Origin of the sequence: Brachybacterium sp. P6-10-X1, from assembly GCF_001969445.1 — a bacterium.
Taxonomy (GTDB): domain Bacteria; phylum Actinomycetota; class Actinomycetes; order Actinomycetales; family Dermabacteraceae; genus Brachybacterium.
Genome location: NZ_CP017297.1, coordinates 278,853 through 303,185, shown reverse-complemented (window position 1 = coordinate 303,185; position 24,333 = coordinate 278,853). Strand labels below are relative to the sequence as shown.

The 24,333-nt window shown below is 72.9% G+C and carries 23 protein-coding genes; 6 read left to right on the top strand and 17 right to left on the bottom strand.

The annotated features are described in order from the left end of the window. Positions 1 to 31: 31 nt before the first annotated feature. A complete protein-coding gene (locus BH708_RS01345) occupies positions 32 to 1,387 on the bottom strand; it encodes a S9 family peptidase (RefSeq protein ID WP_076810638.1) in 1,356 nt (451 codons plus the stop codon). Between the two features lie 125 nt (positions 1,388 to 1,512). On the opposite strand from BH708_RS01345, the gene msrB reads away from it, so the two are divergent. From msrB to BH708_RS01330, 3 genes are all read left to right on the top strand, one after another. Then, a complete protein-coding gene (msrB, locus tag BH708_RS01340; RefSeq protein ID WP_076805986.1) occupies positions 1,513 to 1,965 on the top strand; it encodes a peptide-methionine (R)-S-oxide reductase MsrB in 453 nt (150 codons plus the stop codon). A 112-nt stretch (positions 1,966 to 2,077) separates the two neighbouring features. After that, positions 2,078 to 2,719: a DUF3000 domain-containing protein gene (locus tag BH708_RS01335; RefSeq protein WP_076805984.1), complete on the top strand. Its 642-nt coding sequence runs from the start codon at positions 2,078 to 2,080 to the stop codon at positions 2,717 to 2,719. Beyond that, complete coding sequence (locus BH708_RS01330; RefSeq protein WP_076805982.1) at positions 2,716 to 3,912, top strand: HRDC domain-containing protein; 1,197 nt, start codon at positions 2,716 to 2,718, stop codon at positions 3,910 to 3,912. Before BH708_RS01335 ends, BH708_RS01330 begins: the two co-directional genes overlap by 4 nt. Positions 3,913 to 3,973: 61 nt before the next feature. Here the strand turns inward: BH708_RS01330 and BH708_RS01325 are convergent, their stop codons facing one another. The 4 genes from BH708_RS01325 to BH708_RS01310 all read right to left on the bottom strand — a co-directional run bounded on the left by BH708_RS01325 (position 3,974) and on the right by BH708_RS01310 (position 8,289). Further along, complete coding sequence (locus tag BH708_RS01325; protein WP_076805980.1) at positions 3,974 to 5,035, bottom strand: substrate-binding domain-containing protein; 1,062 nt, start codon at positions 5,033 to 5,035, stop codon at positions 3,974 to 3,976. Positions 5,036 to 5,128: 93 nt separating this feature from the next. Continuing rightward, positions 5,129 to 6,208 (bottom strand): ABC transporter permease, encoded by a 1,080-nt coding sequence (locus BH708_RS01320; RefSeq protein ID WP_076805979.1) that lies wholly within the window; start codon positions 6,206 to 6,208, stop codon positions 5,129 to 5,131. Then, positions 6,201 to 7,721 (bottom strand): sugar ABC transporter ATP-binding protein, encoded by a 1,521-nt coding sequence (locus BH708_RS01315; RefSeq protein ID WP_076805976.1) that lies wholly within the window; start codon positions 7,719 to 7,721, stop codon positions 6,201 to 6,203. Before BH708_RS01315 ends, BH708_RS01320 begins: the two co-directional genes overlap by 8 nt. A 175-nt stretch (positions 7,722 to 7,896) precedes the next feature. Beyond that, positions 7,897 to 8,289, bottom strand: coding sequence for a helix-turn-helix domain-containing protein (locus BH708_RS01310; protein WP_083713183.1), 393 nt, complete (start codon positions 8,287 to 8,289; stop codon positions 7,897 to 7,899). Positions 8,290 to 8,375: 86 nt separating this feature from the next. Here BH708_RS01310 and BH708_RS01305 point away from each other — a divergent pair, with 86 nt between their 5' ends. From BH708_RS01305 to BH708_RS20580, 3 genes are read left to right on the top strand one after another with little or no spacing between them, the layout of a single operon-like run. After that, positions 8,376 to 9,167, top strand: a complete 792-nt coding sequence (locus tag BH708_RS01305; protein WP_076805975.1) for an NAD(P)H-dependent oxidoreductase — start codon at positions 8,376 to 8,378, stop codon at positions 9,165 to 9,167. Beyond that, complete coding sequence (locus tag BH708_RS20585) at positions 9,104 to 9,598, top strand: VOC family protein (protein WP_371329946.1); 495 nt, start codon at positions 9,104 to 9,106, stop codon at positions 9,596 to 9,598. The genes BH708_RS01305 and BH708_RS20585 overlap by 64 nt, the downstream gene beginning before the upstream one ends. Then, a complete protein-coding gene (locus BH708_RS20580; protein ID WP_371329945.1) occupies positions 9,595 to 9,753 on the top strand; it encodes a VOC family protein in 159 nt (52 codons plus the stop codon). The genes BH708_RS20585 and BH708_RS20580 overlap by 4 nt, the downstream gene beginning before the upstream one ends. 65 nt (positions 9,754 to 9,818) lie before the next feature. On the opposite strand, the gene BH708_RS01295 is transcribed toward BH708_RS20580, so the two are convergent. Genes BH708_RS01295 through BH708_RS01240 form a run of 12 tightly spaced genes read right to left on the bottom strand, consistent with a single transcriptional unit; the run spans position 9,819 to position 23,526 of the window. Further along, the gene (locus BH708_RS01295) at positions 9,819 to 10,451 is read right to left on the bottom strand and encodes an NUDIX hydrolase (RefSeq protein ID WP_157235653.1); all 633 of its coding nucleotides are present in this window, start codon (positions 10,449 to 10,451) and stop codon (positions 9,819 to 9,821) included. A 4-nt stretch (positions 10,452 to 10,455) separates the two neighbouring features. Continuing rightward, on the bottom strand, positions 10,456 to 12,237 hold the full coding sequence (locus BH708_RS01290) for a CTP synthase (protein WP_083713182.1): 1,782 nt from the start codon (positions 12,235 to 12,237) through the stop codon (positions 10,456 to 10,458). An 11-nt stretch (positions 12,238 to 12,248) separates the two neighbouring features. Then, on the bottom strand, positions 12,249 to 13,280 hold the full coding sequence (locus BH708_RS01285; RefSeq protein WP_076805971.1) for a glycosyltransferase: 1,032 nt from the start codon (positions 13,278 to 13,280) through the stop codon (positions 12,249 to 12,251). Continuing rightward, entirely contained in the window at positions 13,277 to 15,175 is a 1,899-nt protein-coding gene (murJ, locus tag BH708_RS01280; RefSeq protein WP_083713180.1) for a murein biosynthesis integral membrane protein MurJ, read from the bottom strand. Before murJ ends, BH708_RS01285 begins: the two co-directional genes overlap by 4 nt. After that, a complete protein-coding gene (locus tag BH708_RS01275) occupies positions 15,172 to 16,008 on the bottom strand; it encodes a hypothetical protein (protein ID WP_076805969.1) in 837 nt (278 codons plus the stop codon). The genes murJ and BH708_RS01275 overlap by 4 nt, the downstream gene beginning before the upstream one ends. Then, the gene (locus BH708_RS01270; RefSeq protein WP_076805967.1) at positions 16,005 to 17,099 is read right to left on the bottom strand and encodes a copper transporter; all 1,095 of its coding nucleotides are present in this window, start codon (positions 17,097 to 17,099) and stop codon (positions 16,005 to 16,007) included. The genes BH708_RS01275 and BH708_RS01270 overlap by 4 nt, the downstream gene beginning before the upstream one ends. Positions 17,100 to 17,113: 14 nt before the next feature. Continuing rightward, entirely contained in the window at positions 17,114 to 18,292 is a 1,179-nt protein-coding gene (gene steA / locus BH708_RS01265; protein WP_076805965.1) for a putative cytokinetic ring protein SteA, read from the bottom strand. After that, positions 18,289 to 20,037 (bottom strand): DNA repair protein RecN, encoded by a 1,749-nt coding sequence (gene recN / locus BH708_RS01260; RefSeq protein WP_083713178.1) that lies wholly within the window; start codon positions 20,035 to 20,037, stop codon positions 18,289 to 18,291. Before recN ends, steA begins: the two co-directional genes overlap by 4 nt. Positions 20,038 to 20,053: 16 nt before the next feature. Beyond that, a complete protein-coding gene (locus tag BH708_RS01255; RefSeq protein WP_076805961.1) occupies positions 20,054 to 20,998 on the bottom strand; it encodes an NAD kinase in 945 nt (314 codons plus the stop codon). 4 nt (positions 20,999 to 21,002) lie between these two features. After that, positions 21,003 to 21,893, bottom strand: a complete 891-nt coding sequence (locus tag BH708_RS01250) for a TlyA family RNA methyltransferase (protein WP_083713177.1) — start codon at positions 21,891 to 21,893, stop codon at positions 21,003 to 21,005. Next, positions 21,890 to 22,906, bottom strand: coding sequence for an HAD-IIA family hydrolase (locus BH708_RS01245; RefSeq protein ID WP_076805958.1), 1,017 nt, complete (start codon positions 22,904 to 22,906; stop codon positions 21,890 to 21,892). Before BH708_RS01245 ends, BH708_RS01250 begins: the two co-directional genes overlap by 4 nt. Next, positions 22,903 to 23,526 carry a hypothetical protein gene (locus tag BH708_RS01240; RefSeq protein WP_253705435.1) on the bottom strand — a complete coding sequence of 208 codons (624 nt, stop codon included), beginning with the start codon at positions 23,524 to 23,526 and terminating at the stop codon, positions 22,903 to 22,905. The genes BH708_RS01245 and BH708_RS01240 overlap by 4 nt, the downstream gene beginning before the upstream one ends. Positions 23,527 to 24,333: the final 807 nt, after the last annotated feature.

Below are 24,333 nucleotides of genomic sequence, written 5' to 3'. Positions count from 1 at the left end.
CCGCGTCAGCGGACCCGTGGCCGTCGGTCGATCACAGCCGCAGCCCGATCGAGTCCTCGAGGGCCGCCGACGCCGGATCGCGCACCGGCAGCTGCAGCGCGTCGACCTCGTGCTCGAGGCCGAGCACCCGGCCGAGGAAGTCGGCCAGCTGGCGCTCGTACCGGACGGGGTCGCGGTTCCACTCGCGCGTATGGGAGGCGCCTTCGAACGGCACGAACTCCACCACGTCGGGGCGCAGCGCGGCCAGGCGACGGCTCGGTCCCGGCGGCACGGTCGCGTCGTCCAGGGCGTGGAACAGCTGGGTGGGATGGATGAGGTGGTCGGCGTAGTGCTCGGGCGTCATCTCGTCCAGCGCGAGCGCCTCGTGCAGCTGGACCATCCGGGCACCGGCCGGCGAGGTCATCATCCACATCGCCAGGGTGCGCATCGGCCGCGGGGCCTTCAGGGCGGTGGCGTGATAGATCAGGATGTCCTGCCAGTCCACCGCCGGGGAGTCGAGCACCAGGGCGACGACCCGATCCCGGTGCGCCGAGCGCACGGAGGCGCGCAGGGCGATGCCGCCGCCCATCGACCAGCCCATCAGCACGATGCGTCGGGCGCCGTGCGCCAGCGCGAAGTCGATCGCGGCCTCGGTGTCCTCCCACTCGTCGGCCCCGAGGTGGTACATCCGGTCCGCGGAGTCCGGGGCGCCGGTGTCATTGCGGTAGGTGATGGTCAGGCTGGTCAGGCCCAGGCGGTGCAGCAGCGGGATCACCCGCAGCGCTTCCCCGCGCATGGAGCCGTGGCCGTGGATCAGGATCGCCCAGGTGTCGGCCTGCCCGGGCACGGAGCCGGCCGACTCCTCGGGACGCACCAGCCAGGCGGGCATCGATCCCACGGGCGAGTCGACCTCGACCTCCTCGGTCTCCAGGCCATGGGCGGTGGTCGGGGTGCCGGCCCAGAAGAAGCCGTTGACGGCGGCCTTGGCCACCTGGAGCGGCTCGGCCGTGTCCGCGGCCAGCAGCGGCCGGGCGACCGTGGTGGGGGTGGGACGGCCCTGGACCGGCCCCAGACGGACGTGGACGGTGCCCCCGGACTGCCGCAGCGCGAGGTAGCCGTCGCGAGCGGACTCGGAGGTCGCCTCGAGATGCACCCGGTCGGTGTGCACCGCGCGCACCGGCAGATCAGGCCGACCCCGCATCCCCTGCTGCGGAACCAGCGGCAGTCTCGCCATCACCCGGGCGCCGGCGGCGAGCAGCCCTGCGCTGAGCGTGAACGCCGAGACGGCGCCGACCGCACCGATGAACACCGTTTCGGCCCAGCGTCCCTGGTCGAAGCGAGGTCGGACGGCCCGGGCCCGACCGAGAAGACTGGTGGTGGGGCGGGACCGATCCTGCTCACACGTCATGCCGTCCATCCTATCCACGCACTAGGATCGAGACTGTGAACACCGCGTTCACCATCCTCAGCGGGATCAGCGCATCCCGCGCATCAACGCGACGCCCGGGGCGTCGCAGAGCGGAGGAAGCTTCGATGTCCACCGAACCCATCGGCACCCGCACGTACCCTCTCACCATCACCGACGAACAGTGGCGGGAGCGCCTCTCCCCCGCCGACTACCAGGTGCTCCGCCAAGGCGGCACCGAGCGGCCCGGCACCGGGAAGTACGAGGAGGTCCGCCCCGCCGGCACGTATGCGTGCAAGGCCTGCGGCGCTGAGCTGTTCACCGCCGAGACCCAGTTCGACGCGCACTGCGGCTGGCCCTCCTTCTACGCGCCGACGGACTCCGACGCGGTCGAACTGCTCGAGGACACCTCCCTGGGCATGCGCCGCATCGAGGTCCGCTGCGCCACGTGCGGCTCGCATCTCGGCCACGTCTTCGAGGGCGAGGGCTTCGCCACCCCGACCGACCAGCGCTACTGCATCAACTCCGTCAGCCTCGTCCACAGCGACGACGCCGACGGCGGCGACACCCCCGCCAGCTGACGAGGGCACGACGACACGCGCTGTCGGACACCGACAGGGGACGGGGCCGCGGAGCGGGGCGACCCCGGCGCGCCTGCCCGTCGTGACCACGGCGCGCGACTAGTCTCCCAGCGTGCCCGTCCATCGAATCCGCACCGGCGACGACACCTTTCGTGCCGCCGTCGACGCCATGACCAGCGCCACGCTCCGCCCGGAGTTCACGTGGCGCGAGATCCCTGCGCCCTCGAAGATGGCCCCGTCCACGTGGGCCTGCACCGGCGAGATCCTGGTCCACGACGAGGAGCTCGCCTCGGGGCGCCTGGTGATCCTCCACGATCCCGCCGGCCAGGAGGCCTGGGACGGCAGCTACCGGATGGTGGCGCTCGTCCAGGCACAGCTGGAACCGGAGTTCGCGGTCGAGTCGATGCTGGGGGACGTGGCCTGGTCCTGGGTCACCGAGTCTCTCGAGCTGCACGGCGCGGACTCCCGGGAGCTGGGCTGCACCGCCACCCGAGTGGTCTCGCAGTCCTACGGGGCGCTCGCCGAGCGTCCCTCGACCGTGGACGTCGAGATGCGCGTGTCCTGGACCCCCGAGAGCGGGGACGGCTCCGACGGTGCGGACCCCGCCCCCGAGCTCGCTCCCCACTTCGCCGCCTGGACGGCGATGCTGGCCGCCGCGGGTGGGCTGCCCCCTGCCCCGCCGCGGATCGCCCCGATCGCCCCCACCCACCATGCGAGGGCGCCGCGCCCCGAGGAAGCCGGAGACCCCCGGTGACAGAGCCCGCCCCCGTCACCGACCTGACCGCTCCTCGCGACGGCCTCGTCCCGGTCATCGATCGGATCCAGCCCCTGCTCGCCTGGTGCGAGGCCGCCTCGACCGCACCGCAGGAGCCCGTCGCGGTCGACGCCGAGCGCGCCTCGAGCTACCGCTACAGCTCCCGCGCCTACCTGGTGCAGCTGCGCACCGAGGCCGCGGGCACCGCTCTGATCGATCCGCTGGCCTTCACCCTGCCCGCGACCCTGCTGGACCTGCTGGCCGAGCGGGAATGGGTGCTGCACGCCGCCGGGCAGGATCTGCCCAGCCTGGCCGAGCTCGGTATGGGCACCTCGACGCTGTTCGACACCGAGCTCGCCGCCCGGCTGCTGGGGATGGAGAGGGTCGGGCTCGGCGCCGTCGTCGAGGACGCCCTCGGGCTGCATCTGGCCAAGGAGCATTCTGCCGCCGACTGGTCGCGGCGCCCGCTGCCGGAGGGCTGGCTCACCTACGCGGCGCTCGACGTCGAGGTGCTGGTGGAGGTCCGCGACGTCCTCGCCGAGCGGCTGCGGGAGGACGGCAAGGACGAGTGGGCCCGCCAGGAGTTCGCGCACGAGCTGCTGCGCGACCACGGCCCGACCCGATCCTCGACCTGGCGCGGGTTGCACGGCCTGGGCGGTCTGCGCTCGGTCAAGCAGCTGGCCGCAGCTCGTGAGATGTGGACCCGGCGCGACGAGATGGCCGCCGCGGAGGACCTCTCCCCGCACCGTGTGATCAAGGACCGTGATCTGGTCACCGCGGCCAAGGAAGCCCCCCGCGGACGGGACGCCTTCGACCGGGCGCTGCCGGCGAAGCTGCGCCGCAAGGACATGTGGTGGCAGGCGGCGCGGTCAGGGCTCGAGCTGCCCGCCTCCCATCTTCCCGAGCGCAGCGAGCGCTCCTACCCCCCGCCGCACAAGCTCTGGTCCAAGAAGTACCCGGAGGTGTGGGAGAGATACCAACTGGTGCGCGCGGCCGTCGGTCAGCGCGCCGAGGACCTGGAGCTGCCCGCGGAGAACCTCCTGCAACCCGCCCTGCTGCGGCACTGGGTCTGGGAACACGAGGACGTGCCGACGGAGCCGGAGATCGGCGCCCAGCTCGCCGAGCTGGGCGCTCGCCCGTGGCAGGTCGAGCAGGCCGCCCCAGTGATCCACCGGGCCCAGACCGAGGTCTGAGCCCCGCCGTCGACTCGGCACCTCCTGCGGCGCACCGCCGCCGGCAGGTTCGCGGGTCGGCTCAGGACTCGAAGGCCGAGTCGATGTACTCGTCGACGTTCTCCTCGGTCACGACCGGTGCGTACAGCTGGATGCGGCGCGGGATCTCGTTCTCGACGAGGTCGGAGACCGCCTTGTCCTGGGCGAGCAGTCGGGCCATCGCCACGCCGTTGGCGGCCTGGCTGGCGGGGTAGACCACCGTGGCCTCGACGACCGAGTCGCCCTCCTGGATGTGGCGCATCATGTTCGCCGAGCCGGCACCGCCGACCATGAAGAACTCGTCGCGGCCGGCGTTCTCGATCGCGGACAGGACGCCGACGCCCTGGTCGTCGTCGTGGTTCCAGAGGGCGTCGATCTCCGGTGCGGCCTGCAGCAGATTGGAGGTGGCCGACTCGCCGCCCTGGACGGTGAAGTCCGCGGAGACCCGATTGTCGACGTCCTGGCCGCACTCGCCGAGCGCGTCCTCGAAGCCCTGGGTGCGCTCCTCGGTCAGGGGCAGGGAGGAGATGCCGGCGACCTCGGCGATCACCGCTTCGGGGTCATCGCCCACGCGCTCGCAGATGTACTCACCGGCGTTGTGACCCATGCCGTAGTTGTCCCCCACCACGGTCAGACGGGCCGCGTTGGGGTCGGAGAACTCGCGGTCGACGTTGATGACCGGGATACCGGCTTCCATCGCCTCCAGGGCGACGCCGGTCAGCGCGGCGCCGTCGAAGGGGACCACGACGATGGCGTCCACCTCGTCGTTGTTGATGAACGTCTCGATCTGGCTGATCTGGAGGTTGACGTCGTTGGTGCCCTCGGCCACCAGCAGCTCGACGTCCTCGTACTCGTCGGCCACCTCCTGGGCGCGGGTGCTCATCGCGCCCATCCAGCCGTGGTCGGCGGCGGGTGCGGAGAAGCCGATCGTGACCGTCTCGCCCGGCTCGTCGTTGCTGCTGCCGGCCTCGGCCCCACCGCCGCCTCCGCCGCCCTCGCCGACGGCCTCCGGCGTGTTCCCGGTGCACGAGGCGAGCAGGGCGGCCGAAGCGAGCACGGCGAGGAAGGCCGTGGCACGGCGACGCAGCGTCATCGATGCGATCATGGGAGGTGCTCCTTGATGTCGTGTTGATGTCGTGATGGATGGGACGGACAGGCGAGGACGGGCGCGTCGGCGCGGGCAGGCCGACGTATCCGCTCAGGTCGATCTGGCGCGGACCACGAAGCGCTGCTGGAGGAGGACCGCGATCACGATGATCGCGCCCTGGACCAGCGCCTGGACCGAGGTCGAGAGGTTGTTCAGCACGAAGACGTTGGTCAGGGTCTGGAAGATGAGCACACCGATCACGGTGCCGACGATCGTGCCCCGCCCGCCGATCAGGAGCGTCCCGCCGACGACGACGGCCGCGATGGCGTCGAGCTCGTACAGCGTCCCGTTGGTCGAGCTGCCGGCGCCCGTGCGCCCCAGCATCATCACGGCGGCGAGACCGGCGGTGAAGCCGCTGAGGGCGAAGACGTACACGGTATGGCGCCGGATGTTGATCCCCGCCAGGCGGGCGGCCTCCGCGTTGCCGCCGACGGCCACGGTGCGACGACCGAAGGTGGTCCGGTTCAGCACCATCCAGCCGAGCGCTGCGACCACGAGGAACATCCACACGATGGTCGGGACGCCGAGGACGCTGCCGTTGAAGAAGGCGTCGAAGCCCTCGTCGGTGACCAGCTGCGTGCCGCGCCCGGAGATGATCTCGGCGAGGCCGCGGGCGGCGATCAGCATGGCGAAGGTGGCGATGAAGGAGACCACCCTGCCGTAGGAGACGACGATCCCGTTGACGATGCCCGCCGTGGTGCCGACCGCGACCCCCGTGAACACCATCACCGCCCAGTGCACGTCCTCGGCCATGGCCTGGGTCGCCAAGGTGGTCGCCCAGACGCTGGCCAGTCCCAGCACCGAGCCGACCGAGAGGTCGATGCCTCCGGCCGTGATGACGAAGGTCATCCCGATGCTCACCACCCCGATCACTGCGGCCCCGCGGACGATGGTCAGGACGTTGTCGACGTCGAGGAAGCGGTCACCGGCCGTCAGCGCGCCCACCAGGCAGATGAGCAACAGGGCGATGACCAGCCCGAGGCTGCGGCCCAGCCCCGCGCCACGGCCGGGACGGGCGCGGGAGTCCGTCCCGCCGCTGCCGGCGACCGGCTCCGTCGCGACCGCGCCCGACGGCGCGGGCCCGCTGCCGGGCTCTGCGCTCCCGTCGCTGCGCGGAGCCTGCTCACTCATGGGCGTTTCCTTCCATGACGAGGTCGAGCACCCCGTGCTCGTCGATCTGATCGGCGGGACCGTCGTGCACGACGGCACCGTCCGCGACGACGAGCACCCGGTCGGCGAGGCCGAGGACCTCGTCGATCTCGCTGGAGACGACGACGACCGCGGTGCCCTGGTGGGCCAGGCGGCGGATCAGCGTGTAGATCTCGGCGCGCGCGCCGACGTCGACCCCGCGGGTCGGCTCGTCCAGCAGCAGCACCTCGCAGCCGTGCACCAGCCAGCGCGCCAGCATCACCTTCTGCTGGTTGCCTCCGGACAGGGTCCGGGTCCGCCGGTCGGGATCGTCGGGGGCGAGGCGGAGCGCCTCGATCTGCTCCCCGGCGGCCCGGCGTTCGGCACGCTCGTCGAGAAGGCCGCTGCGCGCGAACCTGGCGAAGGAGGACAGGGTGATGTTGCGGTACACCGGTTCGTCCAGCAGCAGCCCTTGGCTCTTGCGCTCCTCCGGGGCCAGTCCGATGCCGCGGCCCACCGCCCGGGCGACGGACCCTGTGCGCAGCGGGCGTCCGCCGACGGTGACGGTGCCGGCGGCCGCGGGCCGCGCCCCGTAGAGCGTCTCGAGGATCTCGGAGCGTCCGGCCCCGACCAGGCCCGCCAGGCCGAGGATCTGCCCGGAGCGGACCTCGAAGCTCACGTCCTCGAACATGCCGGCCAGCGCGAGGCCCTCGACGCGCAGCCTCACCTCGCCGAACTCCTCGACGCCGGTGCCGCCGAAATCGCTCTCGACCCGCCGACCGGTCATCATCTCGATGAGGTCGCCGGTCGGGGTGTCCGCCACCGCGAGCCCGGAGGCCACGGTCCGGCCGTCCTTGAGCACCGTGATCCGGTCGCCGATGCGCCGGATCTCCTCCAGCCGGTGGGAGATGTAGATGACGGCGAGACCGTCGGCGGTCAGCGACTCGACCACGTGGAAGAGGTTGTCCACCTCCTCCGGGTCCAGCACCGCGGAGGGCTCGTCCATCACGATCACCTGCGCGTCGTGGGACAGGGCGCGCGCCATCGAGACGATCTGCTTGCCGGCCGCGGAGAGGCTGCCCACGTCCTGGCCGGGGCGGATCTCAGGATGGCCGAGACGGTGCAGCACATCCCGGGTGCGGACGCGCGCCTCGGCGTGCCGGAGGAGTCCGCCGCGGGAGAGCTCGTGCCCGAGGTAGACGTTCTCCGCCACGGTCAGGCCGTCGACCACGTCGAGCTCTTGATACATGGTGGCGATGCCGAGTTCCAGCGCCCTGGTGGGCGAGCCGATCGTCACCACCTCGTCCTGCCAGCGGATCTCCCCGCCATCTCTCTGGTGCGCGCCGGCCAGCACCTTGATCAGGGTGGACTTGCCGGCGCCGTTCTGCCCGAGCAGGCAGTGGACCTCGCCGGCGCGGACGTCGAAGTCCACCCCGTCGAGCGCCTTCGCTCCGGGGAAGTGCTTGAGGAGGTTCGTGACGCGCAGCAGCGGCATCGAGGCATCTGCTGTGACCATGCTCACCAGACTAGGGAGCGTCGTGTCCGTTCTGACCGGAAGCCCGGCCCCGTGACCGGATCGAGACACACCGGCAGACACACCGGCAGAGACACGGGCAGAGACACCGGGCGCGGGTGCGGCGATGCCTCCCCCGCAGGATCTCGTCCGGGCCGTGTCGGACCCGGCACGTGCCCTACCTCCGGGGCGTGGGATCGGCGGCGGTCGGCCCCGGTCGGTCCGCGGGGTGCGCGGAGCACTGCAGATGCCGGGCGAAGGCCGCTCCCCACTCGTCCATCGCCGCCACCAGGTCCTCGAGGCTGTGTCCGAGGTCGGTGAGCGCGTAGTCGACCCGCGGAGGAACCTCGTGGTGGTCCGTGCGTCGCACGATGCCGTCCTCCTCCAGCTCGCGCAGCTGCCGGGTGAGCGTGCGCGTGTTGGCCAGCGGCAGGAGGCGACCGAGCTCGTTGAACCGGCGCGTGCCCTGCAGCAGGTGTTTGACCACGGTGAGCTTCCACGTGCCCCCGAGTACCGAGACGGCGACCTCCACGGGGCAGACCTCGACAGCTCTGTGCACGGGCAGTCGCATGATTCCTCCGGGCTCGGATCGTCGATCTCTTCTGGACAGAAATGTCCGTACTGGCGCTTCCGACTGTACGGGGTCACGCTGGAGTGATGACACACCGATTCGACAGCGAGAAGACCGTCCTGTGGGTGAGCGCCCATCCCGAACCCCGTTCGCTCAACGGTGCTCTGCGGCGCGATGGCATCGGCCACCTTCGTCGCCAGGGGCATCGGGTGATCGAGTCCGATCTCTACGCGATGGGATGGGACCCGGTCCTCCGCGCCCGCGACGGCCTCCCCGCTCCGCACGACGACGAGCGGTTCCGCGTCAGCGAGGACACGCGTCGCGCCTATCTCGAGGACGCTCAGGACCCCGAGGTCTCCGCCGAGCAGGACAAGATCCGTCGTGCCGACGCCCTCGTGCTGCAGTTCCCCCTGTGGTGGTACGGGATGCCCGCCGTGATGAAGGGCTGGTTCGACCGGGTCTTCGTCAGCGGCTTCGCCTTCGGCACGGATCCCGTCAACGGGCGGCGGCTGCGCTTCGAGCAGGGGCCCTTCCGGGGCAAGCGCGCTCTGGTGGCGACCACCCTCGGCGATCGGCCCCGGGCCATCGGCGCGCGGGGCAAGTCCGGCGAGCTCACCGAGCTGATGTTCGGGCTGCTCCACGGGACCCTCGCCTACACGGGATTCGACGTGCTGCCTCCGTGGGCGCTGCCGAGTGCGGACCGGCTCGATGACCTCCGCAGCGCTCGCGACGATCTCACCGAGCGACTCGATCGGCTGTTCACGCAGCCCCCGCTGCCCTACCGGCCGCAGTTCACCGGGCAGTACACGCAGGAATGGGAGCTCGCCGAGCACATCGCGCCCGGCCGCACGGGGCTCGATATCCATCTGGGCCCCTGAGGACCGGAGATCAGCGGCGCGTCGACCGAGCGGAACCGCCCCCGCAGCGCCGGCCGCCCCGGCCGACGGGGCGGTCGGGGTCCGAGGTCCCCGCGCCGGGAGCCCCCGTGCGTCCGCGACCCCTTGCCGCGGGTCCTCGCGCGGCGTTCGATGGGGGCATGGACACCGACACCGAGAACTCACCGTCCGGGGCCGACGGCCCGCTCTCGCCGAGGCCGCACCTGAGCGGCTGGATCGGTGTGGTGCTCAGCGCACCGCGCGCCCAGCCGCTGGCGCACTTCTACCGCGACCTGCTGGGGTGGCCGTTGCATGCCGACGAGCCCGATTGGTGCACGATGCAGGTCCCCGGGCCCCGGCGAATCTGGCCTTCCAGAGCGAGGAGCACGACGCACCGCCGGTATGGCCGGCCGGTGACAGGGACGCGCACATGATGCTGCACCTGGACATCGGCGCCCGGGATGTCGACGCGGCGGTCGCGGCGGCACGGGACCTCGGTGCACGCCCGGCCGGGTTCCAGCCCCAGGAGGACGTGCGCGTGATGCTCGATCCTGCCGGGCACCCGTTCTGCCTCTACGAGGACCGCTGAGCACCGAGAACGGCTGAGCACCGGCCGCCCGGAGCCGCGCACGCGCCGCCGGCGCGGCGGCTCGCTCAGTCCCGGCCCGGGCGCTCCAGGAAGGGGGCGTCGGCCGACCGCAGCATCGCGTCGTCCCCTCCGCGGGAGCGATGGGCCGCCAGCGCGAGCACCGCGGCGACCGTGGTGGCGTTGGTCAGGCGTCCTTCGAGCACGGCGGTGACCGCGTCGGCGAGCGGGAGCCACCGGGTCTCGATCTCCGCCTCCTCGTCGGTGCGCTCGAAGCCGGTGTCCTCCTCCAGCGCCCTCGCGCCGGTGGCGAGGTAGATCCGGATCACCTCGTCGCTGCCGCCCGGGCTGGGGCGCAGATCCACCAGGGTGCGCAGCTGCGCCGCCGTGTGTCCGGTTTCCTCGCCGAGCTCCCGCAGGGCTCCGACGTGCGGGTCCTCCCCGTCGACGTCGAGCAGACCGGCGGGGATCTCCCAGAGGGTGTGGCCGACGGGATGACGGTATTGACGGATCAGCAGCAGGTGCTCCTGCTCGTCGACGGCGAGCACGGCGACCGCCCCGGGATGGCGCATGTACTCACGCTCGAACTGCACCCCGGGAGCGAAGTCGATGGTGTCGCGCACGATGTCGAACACCATCCCGGAGTGGGCCGTGGTGCGGTTCGTGACGGGACGGGCTCCGGGGTCATCGGCCAGGGTCATCGAATCAGTCCTTGTCCTGCTCGGCGTCGGCATCGACGGGCTCGATCTCGAGCAGGCGGGTGGCCTTCTGCAGCTCCAGCGCCGCCCCGATCAGCCCGACGAACAGAGGATGGGCGCGGGTGGGCCGGGACGCCAGCTCCGGGTGGGCCTGCGTGCCGAGATAGTAGGGGTGGACGTCGGTGGGCAGCTCGACGACCTCGACCAGCGCATCCTCCGCGGTCGATGCGGAGACGCCCGAGATGACCAGCCCGGCCGCCTCGAGCTGCCCGCGGTAGGCGTTGTTCACCTCGTAGCGGTGACGGTGGCGCTCGGCGACCTCGACGGAGCCGTAGGTGCGGGCCGCGAGAGACCCCTCGACGAGCGCGTGGTCGTAGGAGCCCAGGCGCATGGTGCCGCCGAGATCGCCGGTCCCGGCGACGATGTCGGCCTGCTCGGCCATGGTCGCGATGACGGGGTGTGCGGTGTCGGGCTCGAACTCGGTGGAGTGAGCGCCCGGCAGGCCGATCACGCTGCGCGCGTACTCGATGACCATGGCCTGCATTCCCAGGCACAGGCCGAGGGTGGGCACGCCGTGCGTGCGAGCGTAGCGCAGGGCGCCGACCTTGCCCTCGACGCCCCGGACCCCGAAGCCGCCGGGGACCACGATCGCGTCGACGCCCTGCAGCTGCTGCTCGGCGCCGTCCTCGGTGATGCAGAGGTCGGACTCGACCCAGCGGATGCTCACCGTCGTGCGGTGATGGAAACCTCCGGCGCGGACGGCCTCGGTGACCGAGAGATACGCATCGGGCAGGTCGACGTACTTGCCGACCAGGGCGACGCAGACCTCGTAGGCGGGGTGGTGGACGCGCTGCAGCAGGGCCTCCCACCGGGTCCAGTCCACGTCGTGGCTGAGCAGGTCGAGGCGGCGGATGGCGTACGCGTCCAGGCCCTCGCCATGCAGCACCAGCGGGATCTCGTAGATCGAGGGGGCATCCGCGCAGGTGACCACGGCGTCGAGGTCGACGTCGCACATCGAGGAGATCTTCGCCTTGACCGAGGTGGGCAGCTCACGGTCCGCGCGCAGCACGATCGCGTCGGGCTGGATACCGATCGATCGCAGAGCGGCCACGGAGTGCTGGGTCGGCTTGGTCTTCAGCTCCTGCGAGGGGCCGATGAACGGCACCAGGGAGACGTGCACGAAGAACACGTTCTCGCGGCCGACGTCCTGGCGGACCTGGCGGGCGGCCTCGAGGAAGGGCTGGGACTCGATGTCGCCGACGGTGCCGCCGATCTCCGTGATGACCACATCGATGTCGTCGCCGGCCTGAGAGCGCATCGACTCCTTGATGGCATCGGTGATGTGCGGGATCACCTGCACGGTGTCGCCGAGGTACTCGCCGCGGCGCTCCCTGGCGATGACGCCGGAGTAGACCTGGCCGGTGGTCACGTTCGCGTCGGCGCCGAGGTTCTCGTCGAGGAAGCGTTCATAGTGGCCGATGTCGAGGTCGGTCTCGGCGCCGTCCTCGGTCACGAACACCTCCCCGTGCTGGAACGGGTTCATGGTGCCCGGGTCCACGTTGAGGTAGGGGTCCAGCTTCTGCATCGTCACGCGCAGGCCACGGGCCTTCAACAGCATGCCGAGCGATGAGGCGGTGAGCCCCTTGCCGAGACTGGAGACCACTCCCCCGGTCACGAAGATGTGCTTGGTGGTGCCGGAGTTCCGGAAGGGTTTCGCCGTGGGGGCCGGACCGATCCGAGGATGGGGGCCGGTGCTGGTCTCGGGTGCGCTCGCGCTGGTATCTGCCACGGACCCTCAACCTACCATCCGCCCCGGGGTGGGACCAGGATCTCGGTGAGCTGACGGACCATGTCACGGACCGTGGGCAGGTCCTCGGCGCGGCGGCGGGACCGTTCCTCGCCCTGTCGGCGCCGCGCGGACTCGCCGTGGGCCGCGATCGCGTCCGCCAGGGCTGCCGGATCACCCACCGGCACCAGGTGCGCCGCATCGCCGGTGACCCACCGGGTGCCGCCGGCGTCGGTGGCGACGATCGCACGGCCGGCTCGCAGCGCCTCCTGCAGCCAGACCGGCTGGCCCTCCCAGACGGCCGCGGAGACCACCAGGTCGGCGCGTTCGAGCAGGGCGGGGACGTCCTGGCGCCGGCCGAGCAGGTCGACGGGCAGGTGTTCGGACCGGACACGGTCCTGCAGACGGGCGTGCAGGGGCCCCTCGCCCGCGACGCGGATCCGCACGCTGTCGCGGTCCAGCAGGGCGGCCGCGTCCAGCAGACCGTCCAGCCCCTTCTGCGGGGCCAGACGAGCCACCACCAGCACGTCCAGAGGATCCTCCGCCGTGGTCGACCCCTGCGAGGTGGAGCCGCGCGGCCCCCGGGGCGCGGGCTCGGGGGCCGGGACCACGGCGTGGCGCACGTCCCGGGCCCCGGCACGGCGGGCGTCCTCGGCGAGGTCCGGGGAGACCGTCAGGACGGTGTCGGCACGCCGGGCCAGCAGGCGCAGCAGCAGCACTCCGACGGCCCGCACCGGCAGCGGCCCGACGGTGCGGTTGTGCAGCGTGACGGCCAGGTGCGCCCGCCCGTCGCGGGGCACGGCGAGCGCGCTGAGGGCCCCGGCCCGCAGGCCATGGGCGTGCACCGCGACCGGGGGCGGTGCCGTCTCGATGCAGCGCCGCAGGGTGCGGACGGTGCGCAGGTCGGCGAGGGGCCGGGGACGGTCCTGGATGCGCACCGGGGCCTCTCGCACGTCGATCCCGGCCGCCGCCAGCTCGGACAGCTCCTGATCGACGTGGGCGGACAGCCCGCCGTCGGCCTGCGGCCGCACCAGGATCACGCTCATCGCTGTGCCCCGTCCGCTGCGTCGCCGGCGTCTACCGCCGCGACGTGGCCGTCTCCCGCCGCGTCGTCGCCGTCTCCCGCCGCGACGCCGGCTCGGGACGGCCCCGGCCCACCGGTGGCATCCGTGTCTCGTCGGTGCCGGGCTCGGCGCAGCAGGTCCCGCGTCGTCGCCGGGTCCGCTGCGGCCATCACGACGCCGGCCAGCACGGCGGCGACGAGCCCGCACAGGATCCCGGAGACGACGGCCCCGATCTGTCCGGTGCCCGTGGCCACCAGCACCTTGCCCAGCAGCAGTCCGGGGACACCGCCGACGAGGAGGGCGACCGGGGTCACGATCGCGGTGCGTCGCACCCGGGGGACGTCGCCGCCGGGTTCGAGGATGTCGGCGATGCGGGCGAGGCCGACCAGGGCGGAGAGGCTCATGCCGATCGCGATGGAGATCCCGAAGGCGGTGGAGGCCTCGGCGGAGGACCTCGTCGGGCTGGGGATCACCAGCGCACTGATCGCGACGGCGGCGATCCCCCAGCCCACCGAGCCCACCAGCAGCGCATCCCGGGCGCGCAGCGCCGCGGAGAGGATCCGGGTGCACTGGATGGTCACGGCGTACCCGGCCAGCCCCAGGGCCAGCGCCGCCGCGGTGGATCCGACGCCGGTGGCGCCGGCCCGGTCGATGAGGCGGAAGAACTGCTCGAGGGCGGGGGCCCCGGCCAGGAGCATCGCGGCCCCGATCACGCTGACCACCATGACGGTGCGCACCGAGGCGGCGGACACCCGGGCGAACCCGGTCGTGTCGCCGACCAGCCGAAGTTCCGCGAGGTGCGGGAAGACGGCCGTGACCAGCGGGACCACGAGGATCGCGTACGGCAGCAGGTACAGGGCCTGAGCGTACTGGAACACCGGGAGCGTGCCGGTGCCGCCGGCGCGCATCGCGAGCAGGAGGACCAGGGCGAGCACGAGCTGCTGCGCGCCGACGGCGCCGAGTCCGGCCCCGCCCAGGGACAGGGCCCTGCGGCCGTAGCGCGAAGGCATCCTCAGGGTGGGGCGCAGGCGCAGTCCCGACCGGAGCGCGGCGATCAGGACCGGCACGGTCATCACGGCGACCCCGGCGGTCGTGCCCCAGCCGAGCCAGGCGATCGCCGCGTCGTCGATCGTGGTGATGGTCGCCACCGGGGGCACCAGCCAGGAGTAGACGCGATAGGAGGCCATCACCACCAGGGAGGAGATCAGCGGCATCATCGCGGGCCACAGGAACCGCTTGCGCGCCTGCAGATAGGCCGCCAGGACGACGGAGATCCCGTACAGCGGCAGCTGGGGCGCGAAGATGCGCAGCAGCACCGCCCCCAGGTGCACGCCGCCGGCGGTGGTCTGCTCAGTGGCGAGCAGGATCTCGGCGAGGCGCGGCGCCGCCGCGATCACCACGACGGTGAGCGCCCCGGTGCCCAGCAGCGTCCAGGTCAGCAGAGCGGAGATGATCCGGTCGGCCCGCTCGGAGCCGTCGCGGCGGTCGCGTCGCGGAGGCAGCTCCCCACGCCCGGGACGCGGGGACGCGACCGCAGCGGTCTCGTCCGGACCGGACTCGACCGCGTCGGTCTCGTCCCCCGCGTCCCCCGCGGGATCGCGCTCGGGGACCAGACCCGCGATCAGCGGGACGACGACGGCGGCCAGCGCACCTCCGGCGACGATCTCGAACAGGACGTTGGGCAGCATGTTCGCCGTGGTGTAGGCGGTGCCCACGTCCCCGGCGCCGACGCTGGCGCCGAACACGAGATAGCGCACGAACCCGGCGATGCGGGCGATCACGGTGATCACCAGGATCAGCCCGGCCCCTCGCAGGACGGCGCGGGCGATGCCGGAGCGCGCCGGGGTGTCGCTCGTGACGGGATCGGCGGCGGTCATCGCTGCTCCTCCCCCGTCCCGGCCCTCGGCGCGGGATCGCGGCGTCCCAGGCGGTCCACGGCCCGCAGCGCCGGGGTGGCATCGATGACGGCGCTGAAGCTCACCCTCTCGCTGGCCACGGTGAGGGCGACCACGACGCCCAGCAGGGCCAGCCGCGCGGGCACGGGCAGGGTGCGGGCGGCGGCCGTGCCCATCGCGGCCCCCAGGACGTTCGCTCCCGCATCGCCGAGCATCCCCAGCTCGCGCAGATCGCTCGGCAGCGCGAGAGCGCCGGGGATCAGCGCGGCCAGGGCGAGGGTGCGGCCGCTGCGGGCGCGAGTGCCCGCGGCCGGCGGACGCGCCGCGAGAGCGGCGGCGATCGGCAGCACCACCTTCAGCGCCCGGCCAGGCCGCAGGTCCAGGAGGTTCGCAAGATTCGCGCATCCGGCCGCGAGCGCCGCGTCGGCGAGGACCATGGCGCCGTCGCGCGGTGCCGGTGCCGTCACGGCCCCGACCAGGGCCAGCGCGGGGATGCCGAGCGCCTTGGCCGCTCCGGTGGTCACGGTCCCCTGCCGCAGCGCGCCCAGATGTCCGCGCAGCCCCTTGGAGACCGCGCGCCCGGCGCGCCGTTGGCGGGGTTCGAGCAGGTCGTCGGCCAGCCCCAGAACCCCGATGCCGCCCAGCACGGCCGCGTCGATCCGGACATCGCCGCGCAGCGCGATCGCCCCGGAGGCGGTGACCACCAGCGCGCCCTCGAGCAGGCTCACGCGACGCCCGGCGAAGTTGGTGCGGCGCAGTTCTCCCAGGACGGATTGCAGGACCTGCCGCCCCTGGCGATCTTCCGGTGCACTCACTGCGCTCCTCCGCCGTCCGAGGGGCCGCCCTGCGCGCCGGTGTCCTGACCGTCGCCGCCCGTGGCGCCGGCCCCACCCGTTTCGCCGTCCTCCGTGCCTCCGGCCCCGTCCTCGAAGCCGCTGGTCTCCGGCAGCTCCGGCAGACGGTCATCGGCATCCGCGGTCGTGCCGTAGGCGCCCTGGCCCCCCCGGGTCTGCTCGATCAGGGCCAGCACCGACAGCACGGGCCCATCGGCCTCCTGCAGCCGGTCGGTGGTGGACAGCGCATCGAAGGCGGCGTCGCCCCGGACCGTGCGCAGGATCCCGGTGGAGGCGTCGTTGTCGGGGGTCGCCGCCGATACCACCGTCGGGACCCCGGTCCCGGACAAGGAGGTGAGCAGGGCGGTCTGGGCGGCCAGCAGGCTCTGGGCGCGCTCTGCGGCGACGTCCTCGTCCTCGCTCTCGTCCGTCAGCTGCTCGGGGGCGGCGCTGGCGACCACGACACCGTCGACCGCAGCGGGCGCCTCTCCGTCCAGGGCGACCATCTGGTGCCCGGTCAGCACCTGCCATACCTGGGTGCGCAGCTCCTCGGTGAGCTCGCCGGTGTCCGACGGGGTCAGCAGGGTCACGACGACGGCCGACAGCTGCTCGGAGTCTTCGAGCCCGTCCTGCAGGAGGGCCGGGGCGATCGCTCGGATCTGCTCGACGGACTCCGCGCGCTTCTGCTCCTGGCCGGGCTCCCACAGCGAGGGCTGGAGGTCGACCCGGACCGTGGAGGCCACGCCCGCCTGCTCCAGCAGCGCGCTGATCCGATCGGTGTCGGAACGGGTCGAGGAGTCGTCGGTGAGGATCGCGACACGCGCCCCGGGCAGCGTGTCGGCGACCAGCTCCGGACCGATGTCGGAGACGAAGGAGGCGAGCTGGTCGTTGCGGGTGGCCAGGTCGTCGGCCTCGGCGCGCAAGCGGTCCTGCTCGCTGCGGAGCTGCTCGACCTGCCCGGCGAGCTGATCGCCGAGGCTCTCGCGCAGAGGGCCGGCCCCGAGCACGATGCCGACGGCGAGCGCCAGGAACACGGAGATCAGGGAGACGAGGTGGTAACGGAAATCGATCACGGGTCGAGACCCTCCTACGACCCGGAGGCCCGGGGTGAGAACAGCACGGTGAACCAGGACAGCAGTGTGTCCAGACGGGCGCCGAGGATCTGGACCAGCGCCTGGCCGCCGGGCGTGGCCCAGAGCGCGACCGCGAGGGCGGCGAGACCGGCCAGGGCCAGCAGCACCAGCTGGAAGGTGGAGATGCTCTGACGGTACAGGCGGGAGACCCCTTTGGCGTCGACCAGCTTCGAACCGATCCGCAGCCGGGTGAGGAACGTCGAGCTCATCCCCGCCCGCCCCTTGTCGAGGAACTCCTCGAGGGTGCCGTGGGTACCGACGGCGACGATCACGGAGGCGCCCTTCTCGTCGGCCAGCAGCATGGCGATGTCCTCGCTGGTCCCGGAGGCGGGGAAGAGCACGACCTCGTCGCCGAGCCCGAGCTCCTGCAGTCGCTCCGCCCCGGGGGCACGGCCGTCGCGATAGGCGTGGACGACGAGCTCGGCACCGCTGCGCAGGGCACGGTCGGAGACGGAGTCCATGTCCCCGATGATCATGTCGGGGCGGAATCCGGCATCGAGCACCGCGTCGGCCCCGCCGTCGACCCCGATGATCACGGGCCGGTTCTCCCGCAAGAAGGGTCGCAGCGTCGCGAGGTCCTCTTTGTAGTGGTACCCGCGCACCACGATCAGGGCCGGCCGTCCGTCCAGGACGGTGCGGACCGCGGGCGCGCCGATCCCGTCCAGCAGCAGATCGCGCTCGCGCAGCATGTACTCCATGGTGTTCTCGGCGAACAGCTCCAGCTGCTCGGAGAGCCCGTCGCGGGCTATCTGCTGGGAGGCGGCGATCGTCGCGTCGTCCTGCGCCGTGCCCTCGGCGATCACCAGGTCCTCGAGCAGCACCCGCGCCCCGTCGACATGGATGCTCTGCCCGTCACGGATCTCCTCGAACACGTCCTGGCCGAGCCCGTCGACGAGCGCGATCCCGGCGTCGACCAGGATCTGCGGACCCGCATTCGGATAACGTCCCGAGGTGGACGCGGAGACGTTGAGCACGGCCGCGGGACCGCGTTCGACGAGGGCCTCCGCGGCCACCCGGTCGATGTCCTCATGGTCGATGATCGCGATGTCCCCGGGCTCGAGGCGTTTGGTGAGGTCCTTGGTCCGCTTGCCCAGCCGGGCGATGCCCGAGACCGTCGGCGGCGCGGCGCTCATCCGACGGACCTGCGGGGAGAGGTCCGGCCGGCAGGCGCCGTGCTCGCCTCGTCCAGCAGCTCCTCGGCGTGGGCGAGGGCCAGATCGGAGGCGTCGTCCCCGGCGAGCATGCGCGCGAGCTCCCGGATCCGTCCCGGGCGCTGCAGGGTCTCGACGGTGGAGCTGGTGGCTCCGTCGGTCGAGGACTTCACGATCTGCAGATGTGTGCCGGCGTGAGCTGCGACCTGCGGCAGGTGGGTGACGACGATGACCTGGGCGTGGCGGGCCAGCTGCGCCAGGCGCTGACCGACGGCGAGAGCGGCCCGGCCGCCGATGCCCGCGTCGATCTCGTCGAAGACGAAGACGGGGGCGGCGGTGCGGTCGCTGCGGGAGGAGGCCAGCGCCACCTCGAGGGCCAGCATGACGCGGGAGAGCTCGCCGCCGGAGGCGGCCTGGGCGACCGGCAGGGGCTCGGCACCGGGATGCGGGGCCAGCAGGATCGCGACCGCGTCGCGGCCGTGGGAGCGGTGGGCCCGCTCCGAGACGTCGACGCGGAGGGCGGCGTCGGGCATCTCGAGATGGCGCAGCTCCTCCTGCACCGCCGCGGCCAGCCGCTCGGCCGCGGCCCTCCGGGCGGCGGTGAGCGCGTCGGCGGTCTCCTCGAGCTCACCCTGGACGGCCTCGAGCCGAGCGGCGGCGGTGGCGCGCTCCTGCTCGGCTCCCTCGAAGCGGTCGAGGTCGACGGCCGCGCCGCGGGAGGTCTCCAACAGGGCGGTGACGTCCTCGGCCGGGCCGTCGGACCCGGGCAGCAGGGCACCGAGGTCCCGCACCAGGACGGTCAGTTCGTGCAGTCGCTCGTTCGCCTCGTCGAGCCGACCCGGGGAGGCGTCGATGTCCTCGGCATAGCGGGTCAGTTCGGCCGAGACGTCCGAGAGCTCGATGCGGGCGGCGTCCAGGCGCTCGACCAGCGGGGTCAAGGTGGTGTCGGTGCGGGCGGCGCGACCCAGGGACTCGGAGGCGACGTCCAGCAGGGAACCGGCGGCAGGGCCGTCGTCATCGCCGATCAGGGCCAGGGCGGCCTGGGTGGCGGCACCCCGCAGCTCCTCGGCGTTGCCGAGCCGTTCGAGCTCGGTGCGCAGGGCGTCGTCCTCTCCCGCCTCGGGATCGGTGGCCTCGATGCGCTCGAGCGCCTCGCGCAGCGCGGTGCCGCGGCGGTCCCGCTCGGACAGCAGGACGTCGAGCTCGGCGATCCGCTCCGTCAGGGTGGTGCGTTCACGCCAGATCTCCCGGTGACGGGTGAGCAGCGGCCCGATCTCGGCGTCGGCGAAGCGGTCCAGCGCCTCCCGTTGGGCGTCGAGGTCCCGCAACCGTTGCTGATCGGCCTGGCCGTGCACGGTGACGGCGGTGCCGACCAGGCGGGCGAGGGTTCCGATCGGCACGGGGACCCCACCGATCTGGGCCCGGGAGCGGCCGTCGCGGGTGACGCGGCGCACGACCAGGACCTCACCGTCGTCCTCCTCCGCTCCGAGCTCGTCGAGGGAGGTGGACAGCTCCTCGTGCCCGGCCAGCGCGAGGGTGCCGTCGACCGTGCTCGAGCCGCGCGTGCGGCCGCGGTCCAACCGGTCCCCGAGGAGCATGGTCAGTCCGGTGACGATCATCGTCTTGCCGGCGCCGGTCTCGCCGGTCAGGGCGGTGAATCCGGGGCCGAACTCGAGCATCGCGTCATCGATGACACCGATCTGGCGGATGCGCAGGGTGGACAGCATGGAACGGATCAGCCCCTCAACGCGTGCGCGGGCTGCGTCCCCGCCAGCCGACGACCGGGAGCTGGAACTTCTCGACGAGCCGGTCCGCGAAGGGGGTGGTGCTCAGGCGGACCAGGCGCACGGATTGCTCGGACAGGCGGGCCTCGACGCGCATCCCGGCGGTGATCTCGGCGGTGCGGCGGCCGTCGAGGGTGAGGATGCCGTCCTCGCGGTTGTCGAGAGTCATCTCGATCGCCGCCTCGGAGGAGCGGCCCAGCAGGAGCGGGCGGGCGAACAGGGCGTGGGCGGCCAGCGGGATCAGCAGCATCGCGTCGACCTCGGGCCAGATCACGGGCCCGCCGGCGCTGAAGGCGTAGGCGGTCGACCCGGTGGAGGTGGACAGCACCACGCCGTCGCAGCCGAAGGAGGAGACGGGGCGGCCGTCGATCTCGATGGCGACGTTGATCATCTTGAGCCGGTCGGCCTTCTCGAGCGAGGCCTCGTTCAGCGCCCAGTGCTCCGCGACGGGCTGGTCGTCGGCGTCCCGGACGTGCACCTCGAGCGCGGCGCGCTTCTCGATCTCGTAGTCCCCGTCCAGCAGACGCGCGACGGTGATCGAGAGGTCCTCGACCTCGCTCTCGGCGAGGAAGCCGACGTGCCCGAGGTTGACGCCGTGGACCGGGACGTCGGCCTCGCGGACCGCTTCCAGGGCCCGCAGGATGGTGCCGTCGCCGCCCAGGACGATGCCGAGCTCGACGAGGTCGGCGGCCGAGACGGCGTCCAGCACGTCCACTCCCCCGTTGGTGAGGAAGGTCAGCAGCTTCGGGGGCGCCGTGTTCTCGGGCAGCGCGAAGATCTCGTCGACCTGCTCGTCGACCACCACCCCGCGCACGCCGCGCCGGGTGAGCTCCTCGAGGACGGTGAGCATCGCGCTCAGAGCGGCGCGCCGCCCGGTGTGGACATAGAGGAGGAACCGTCGCATCTGGTCAGTCCTCCTGGTCGTCGGTCGGGGCATCGGCCGGGGCGTCGGCCGTGGTGCTCGGCGTGTCGGTCGGGATCTCGCGAAGGCGTGGCCGGTTCTCGTGCACGGCGTCCCCGATCATGTCACAGGCGACCTCGTCCATCGTGCAGGTCACGCCGGTGGGCCGCAGGTGCAGGAAGTACTCGCGGTTGCCGTCCTGACCGGGCAGGGCGCTGGGGCCGACGCCATGCAGCGCCAGCCCGGCCCCGACGGCGGCCCCGGCGACCCCGGTCACGGCGGCGATGCGGGCCGCGGGGTCGGTGACCACGCCGGTGCGCGGCAGCGCAGCCCGCCCCACCTCGAACTGGGGTTTCACCATGATCAGCAGATCGCCGCCGGGGCGTACAACGCTCGCCAGCGGGGCGATCACCGTGCGCAGGGAGATGAAGGAGAGGTCCGCGACGAGGAGGTCGACGATGCCGCCGACGAGCTCCGGGGTGAGGTCGCGCACGCTGGTGCCGTCGCGCACGCTCACCCGGGGATCGCGGGCCACGTGCTCGACGAGCTGGTCGTGGCCGATGTCGACGGCGATCACGGAGTCCGCCCCGCGGCGCAGCAGGACGTCGGTGAAGCCCCCGGTGGAGGCTCCGGCGTCCAAGCAGCGGGCCCCGGCGGGATCCAGGCCGAGAGTGCCCATCGCCCCCTGGAGCTTGTGCGCGGCTCGGGAGGCGTACTCGACGCCGTCGGGGACGTCGACGACCTGCAGCAGCGCCGCGGCGGGGACCGGGGTCGAGGGCTTCGGCGCGGGGCGGCCGTCCAGACGGACGCGACCTTCGTCGATGATGCGGCGGGCGTGGCTGCGGGATCGGGCGAGCCCTGCGGCGGTCAGGGCGACGTCGAGGCGCTCCGGACTCACCGGTCGGTGGGGTGCTGCTCGGTGCCCTGGCTGTCCAGGAGCCGTCCGGTCCAGGGGCCCTGCGCGGCGTTCGCGTGCAGGAGCGCCAGGACGGCACGGAGCACCCGTGGGTCCTCGAGCCGGTCGGTCAGGACGATGTCGCCGTCGGCCCAGCGGGCGCCGACCGCCCCGCAGCGGACTCGATCACCGTCCAGCACCGGCAGCGGGAACGGTGCCCCCAGCTCGGAGAGGTCGGCGAGGATGAAGGTGGGTCGACGCACGGGGTCCGCTCGCAGGGCCGCATCGATGCCGTCGACGCCGGTGAGGACCAGCAGGGAGTCCATGCCGGCGCGCACCGCTCCCTCGATGTCGGTGTCGAGGCGGTCGCCGATGATCAGCGGCCGACGGGATGCCGCATCTCGGGCGGCGACGGTGAACATGCCGGGTTCCGGCTTGCCGGCGACGGCGGGGGCGACGCCGGTGGCGTGGCGCAGCGCCGCGACCATCGCGCCGTTGCCGGGGGCCATGCCGCGTTCGGTGGGCAGGGTGGCATCGATGTTGGTCGCCATCCACCAGGCGCCGTGGCCGATCGCGTAGGCGCCTTCGGCGAGGATCGGCCAGTCCAGGGTCGGGGACCACCCCTGGACGACGGCGACGACGTCCGGGCCGTCGGTCGTGACGGGGTCGAGACCGACCTCTCGGATCTCGGCGGCGAGGCTCTCGCCGCCGACGACGAGCACTTTCTGGCCGGGCTCGAGGCGGTCGGCGAGCAGACGGGAGGCGACCTGCGGGGAGGTCACGAACTCCTCGGGCTGCGCGGTGACGCCCACCTGGGCGAGGTGGTCCGCGGCCTGGCGCGGGGTGCGGGAGGCGTTGTTGGTCGCGAAGACGACGGTGACGCCGGCGGTGCGGGCGTGGTCCACCGCTTCGGCGGCGTGCGGGATCGGGGTGGCGCCATGCATGAGCGTGCCGTCGAGGTCCAGCAGCAGGGCGTCGTAGAGATCCAGCAGGGAGGGATCGGGCCGACGGATCATGCCGGTCCCCTCGTGCCCGCGCCCAGGGGACCGGGGGCGGCGCGCTCGCCGTCGACCTGCGCGGAGGCGTCGGCCCCGGCGGGTTCGTCGGACGTCGGGTCGTAGGCGTCCAGGACGGCGACGGACTCGTCGTGTCCGAAGGCAGGCTCCTCCTCCCTCGCCGGCGCGGGTCGTCCCAGCCGCTCGGCGGCGTCCGTCAGGCCCTCGGAATCGGCATCGGCGGCGAGGGTGATCCAGCGCCTCGCCTCCTCGGAGCGCTCCGCCCGGTCCAGCAGATCGGCGTAGGCGACCCACAGGCGGACCTGCCAGCGACCGTCGACCTTGTGGCGCAGAGCGGGGACCTCGAGGGTGCGGAGGGCGGTTTCGACGTCGCCGGTGTCGGCATAGGCCCCGGCGACCACGATCATCAGCTCGATGGCCGCGTCGACGCCGAGGGCGGCGGCGTCGTCGGAGGCCGCGAGATCGAGCGCCCGCTCCGGGCGTCCCATGCCTCGCTCGGAGTCGGCGATGATCGGGAGCACATCGGTGCGCCCGGTGATGCGCAAGGAGGTCCGCAGCTCGCGGACGGCGGTGCGGTAGTCGCCAGCGCGGTAGGCGAGGATCCCGTAGGTCTCGCGCACACCGCCGACGCGCCCGCCGATGCGAGCGGCGAAACGGGCGTGCGCCTGGGAGAGCTCGGAGTCGGAGTCCTCCAGGAGGTAGGCGGCGACCAGGTGCCGGGCGACGCGTTCGGCCGTCTCCCTGCTCAGCCCCCGCAGCTCCTCCCGCAGCTCCTTGTCGAGCTCGCGGCCGGTGATGTCGTCGGGGATCCTGGGCTCGAAGGGCCGATCCGCCCGGGCCTCCTGGCCAGGACGCGAGGAGCGGCGGTCCTCGCCTCGGCCGCCTGCCGGACCGCGGTCCGGGCCGGAACCGCCTCCCCGGCGGTCATCGCCCGGGCCGCGGTGCGGCCGGTCGTCACGGCGTCCGCGGTCACGGACACTGCGCGGGTCGCGCTTCTCGCCCGGGCGGTCATCGCGCGTCTCGCGCGGTCCGCCGGTCCGCGGGCGGTGACGCTCATCAGATCCTCGGCCGCCGCTCGTCCGTCGGTCGCCTCGGCCCGGAGGACCGTCCTGGCGATCCCCCCGGTACGGCCGACCGTCCTGGCGGTTTCCCCGATCCGCTCGAGAGCGGTCGCCGTCGCGGACGCCGGAGCGCCGTGACGGCGCGCTTGCGCGATCGTCATCGCGGGAGGGACGGCCTCCGAACTCAGCGCGGGCGCGATCACTGCGACCGGAGGAGTCCTCGGGCCGCCGGCGGGAGGATCCTCGCTGGTCACCGACCGAGGCCGAGCGATCATCGCGCGTTCTCCCAGAACCGTCTCCGGACGAGCCGGGGCGAGAGGAGGACTGCCCACCGCGGTGCTCGGGCCGGGCGCGGGGCGCGGAGGA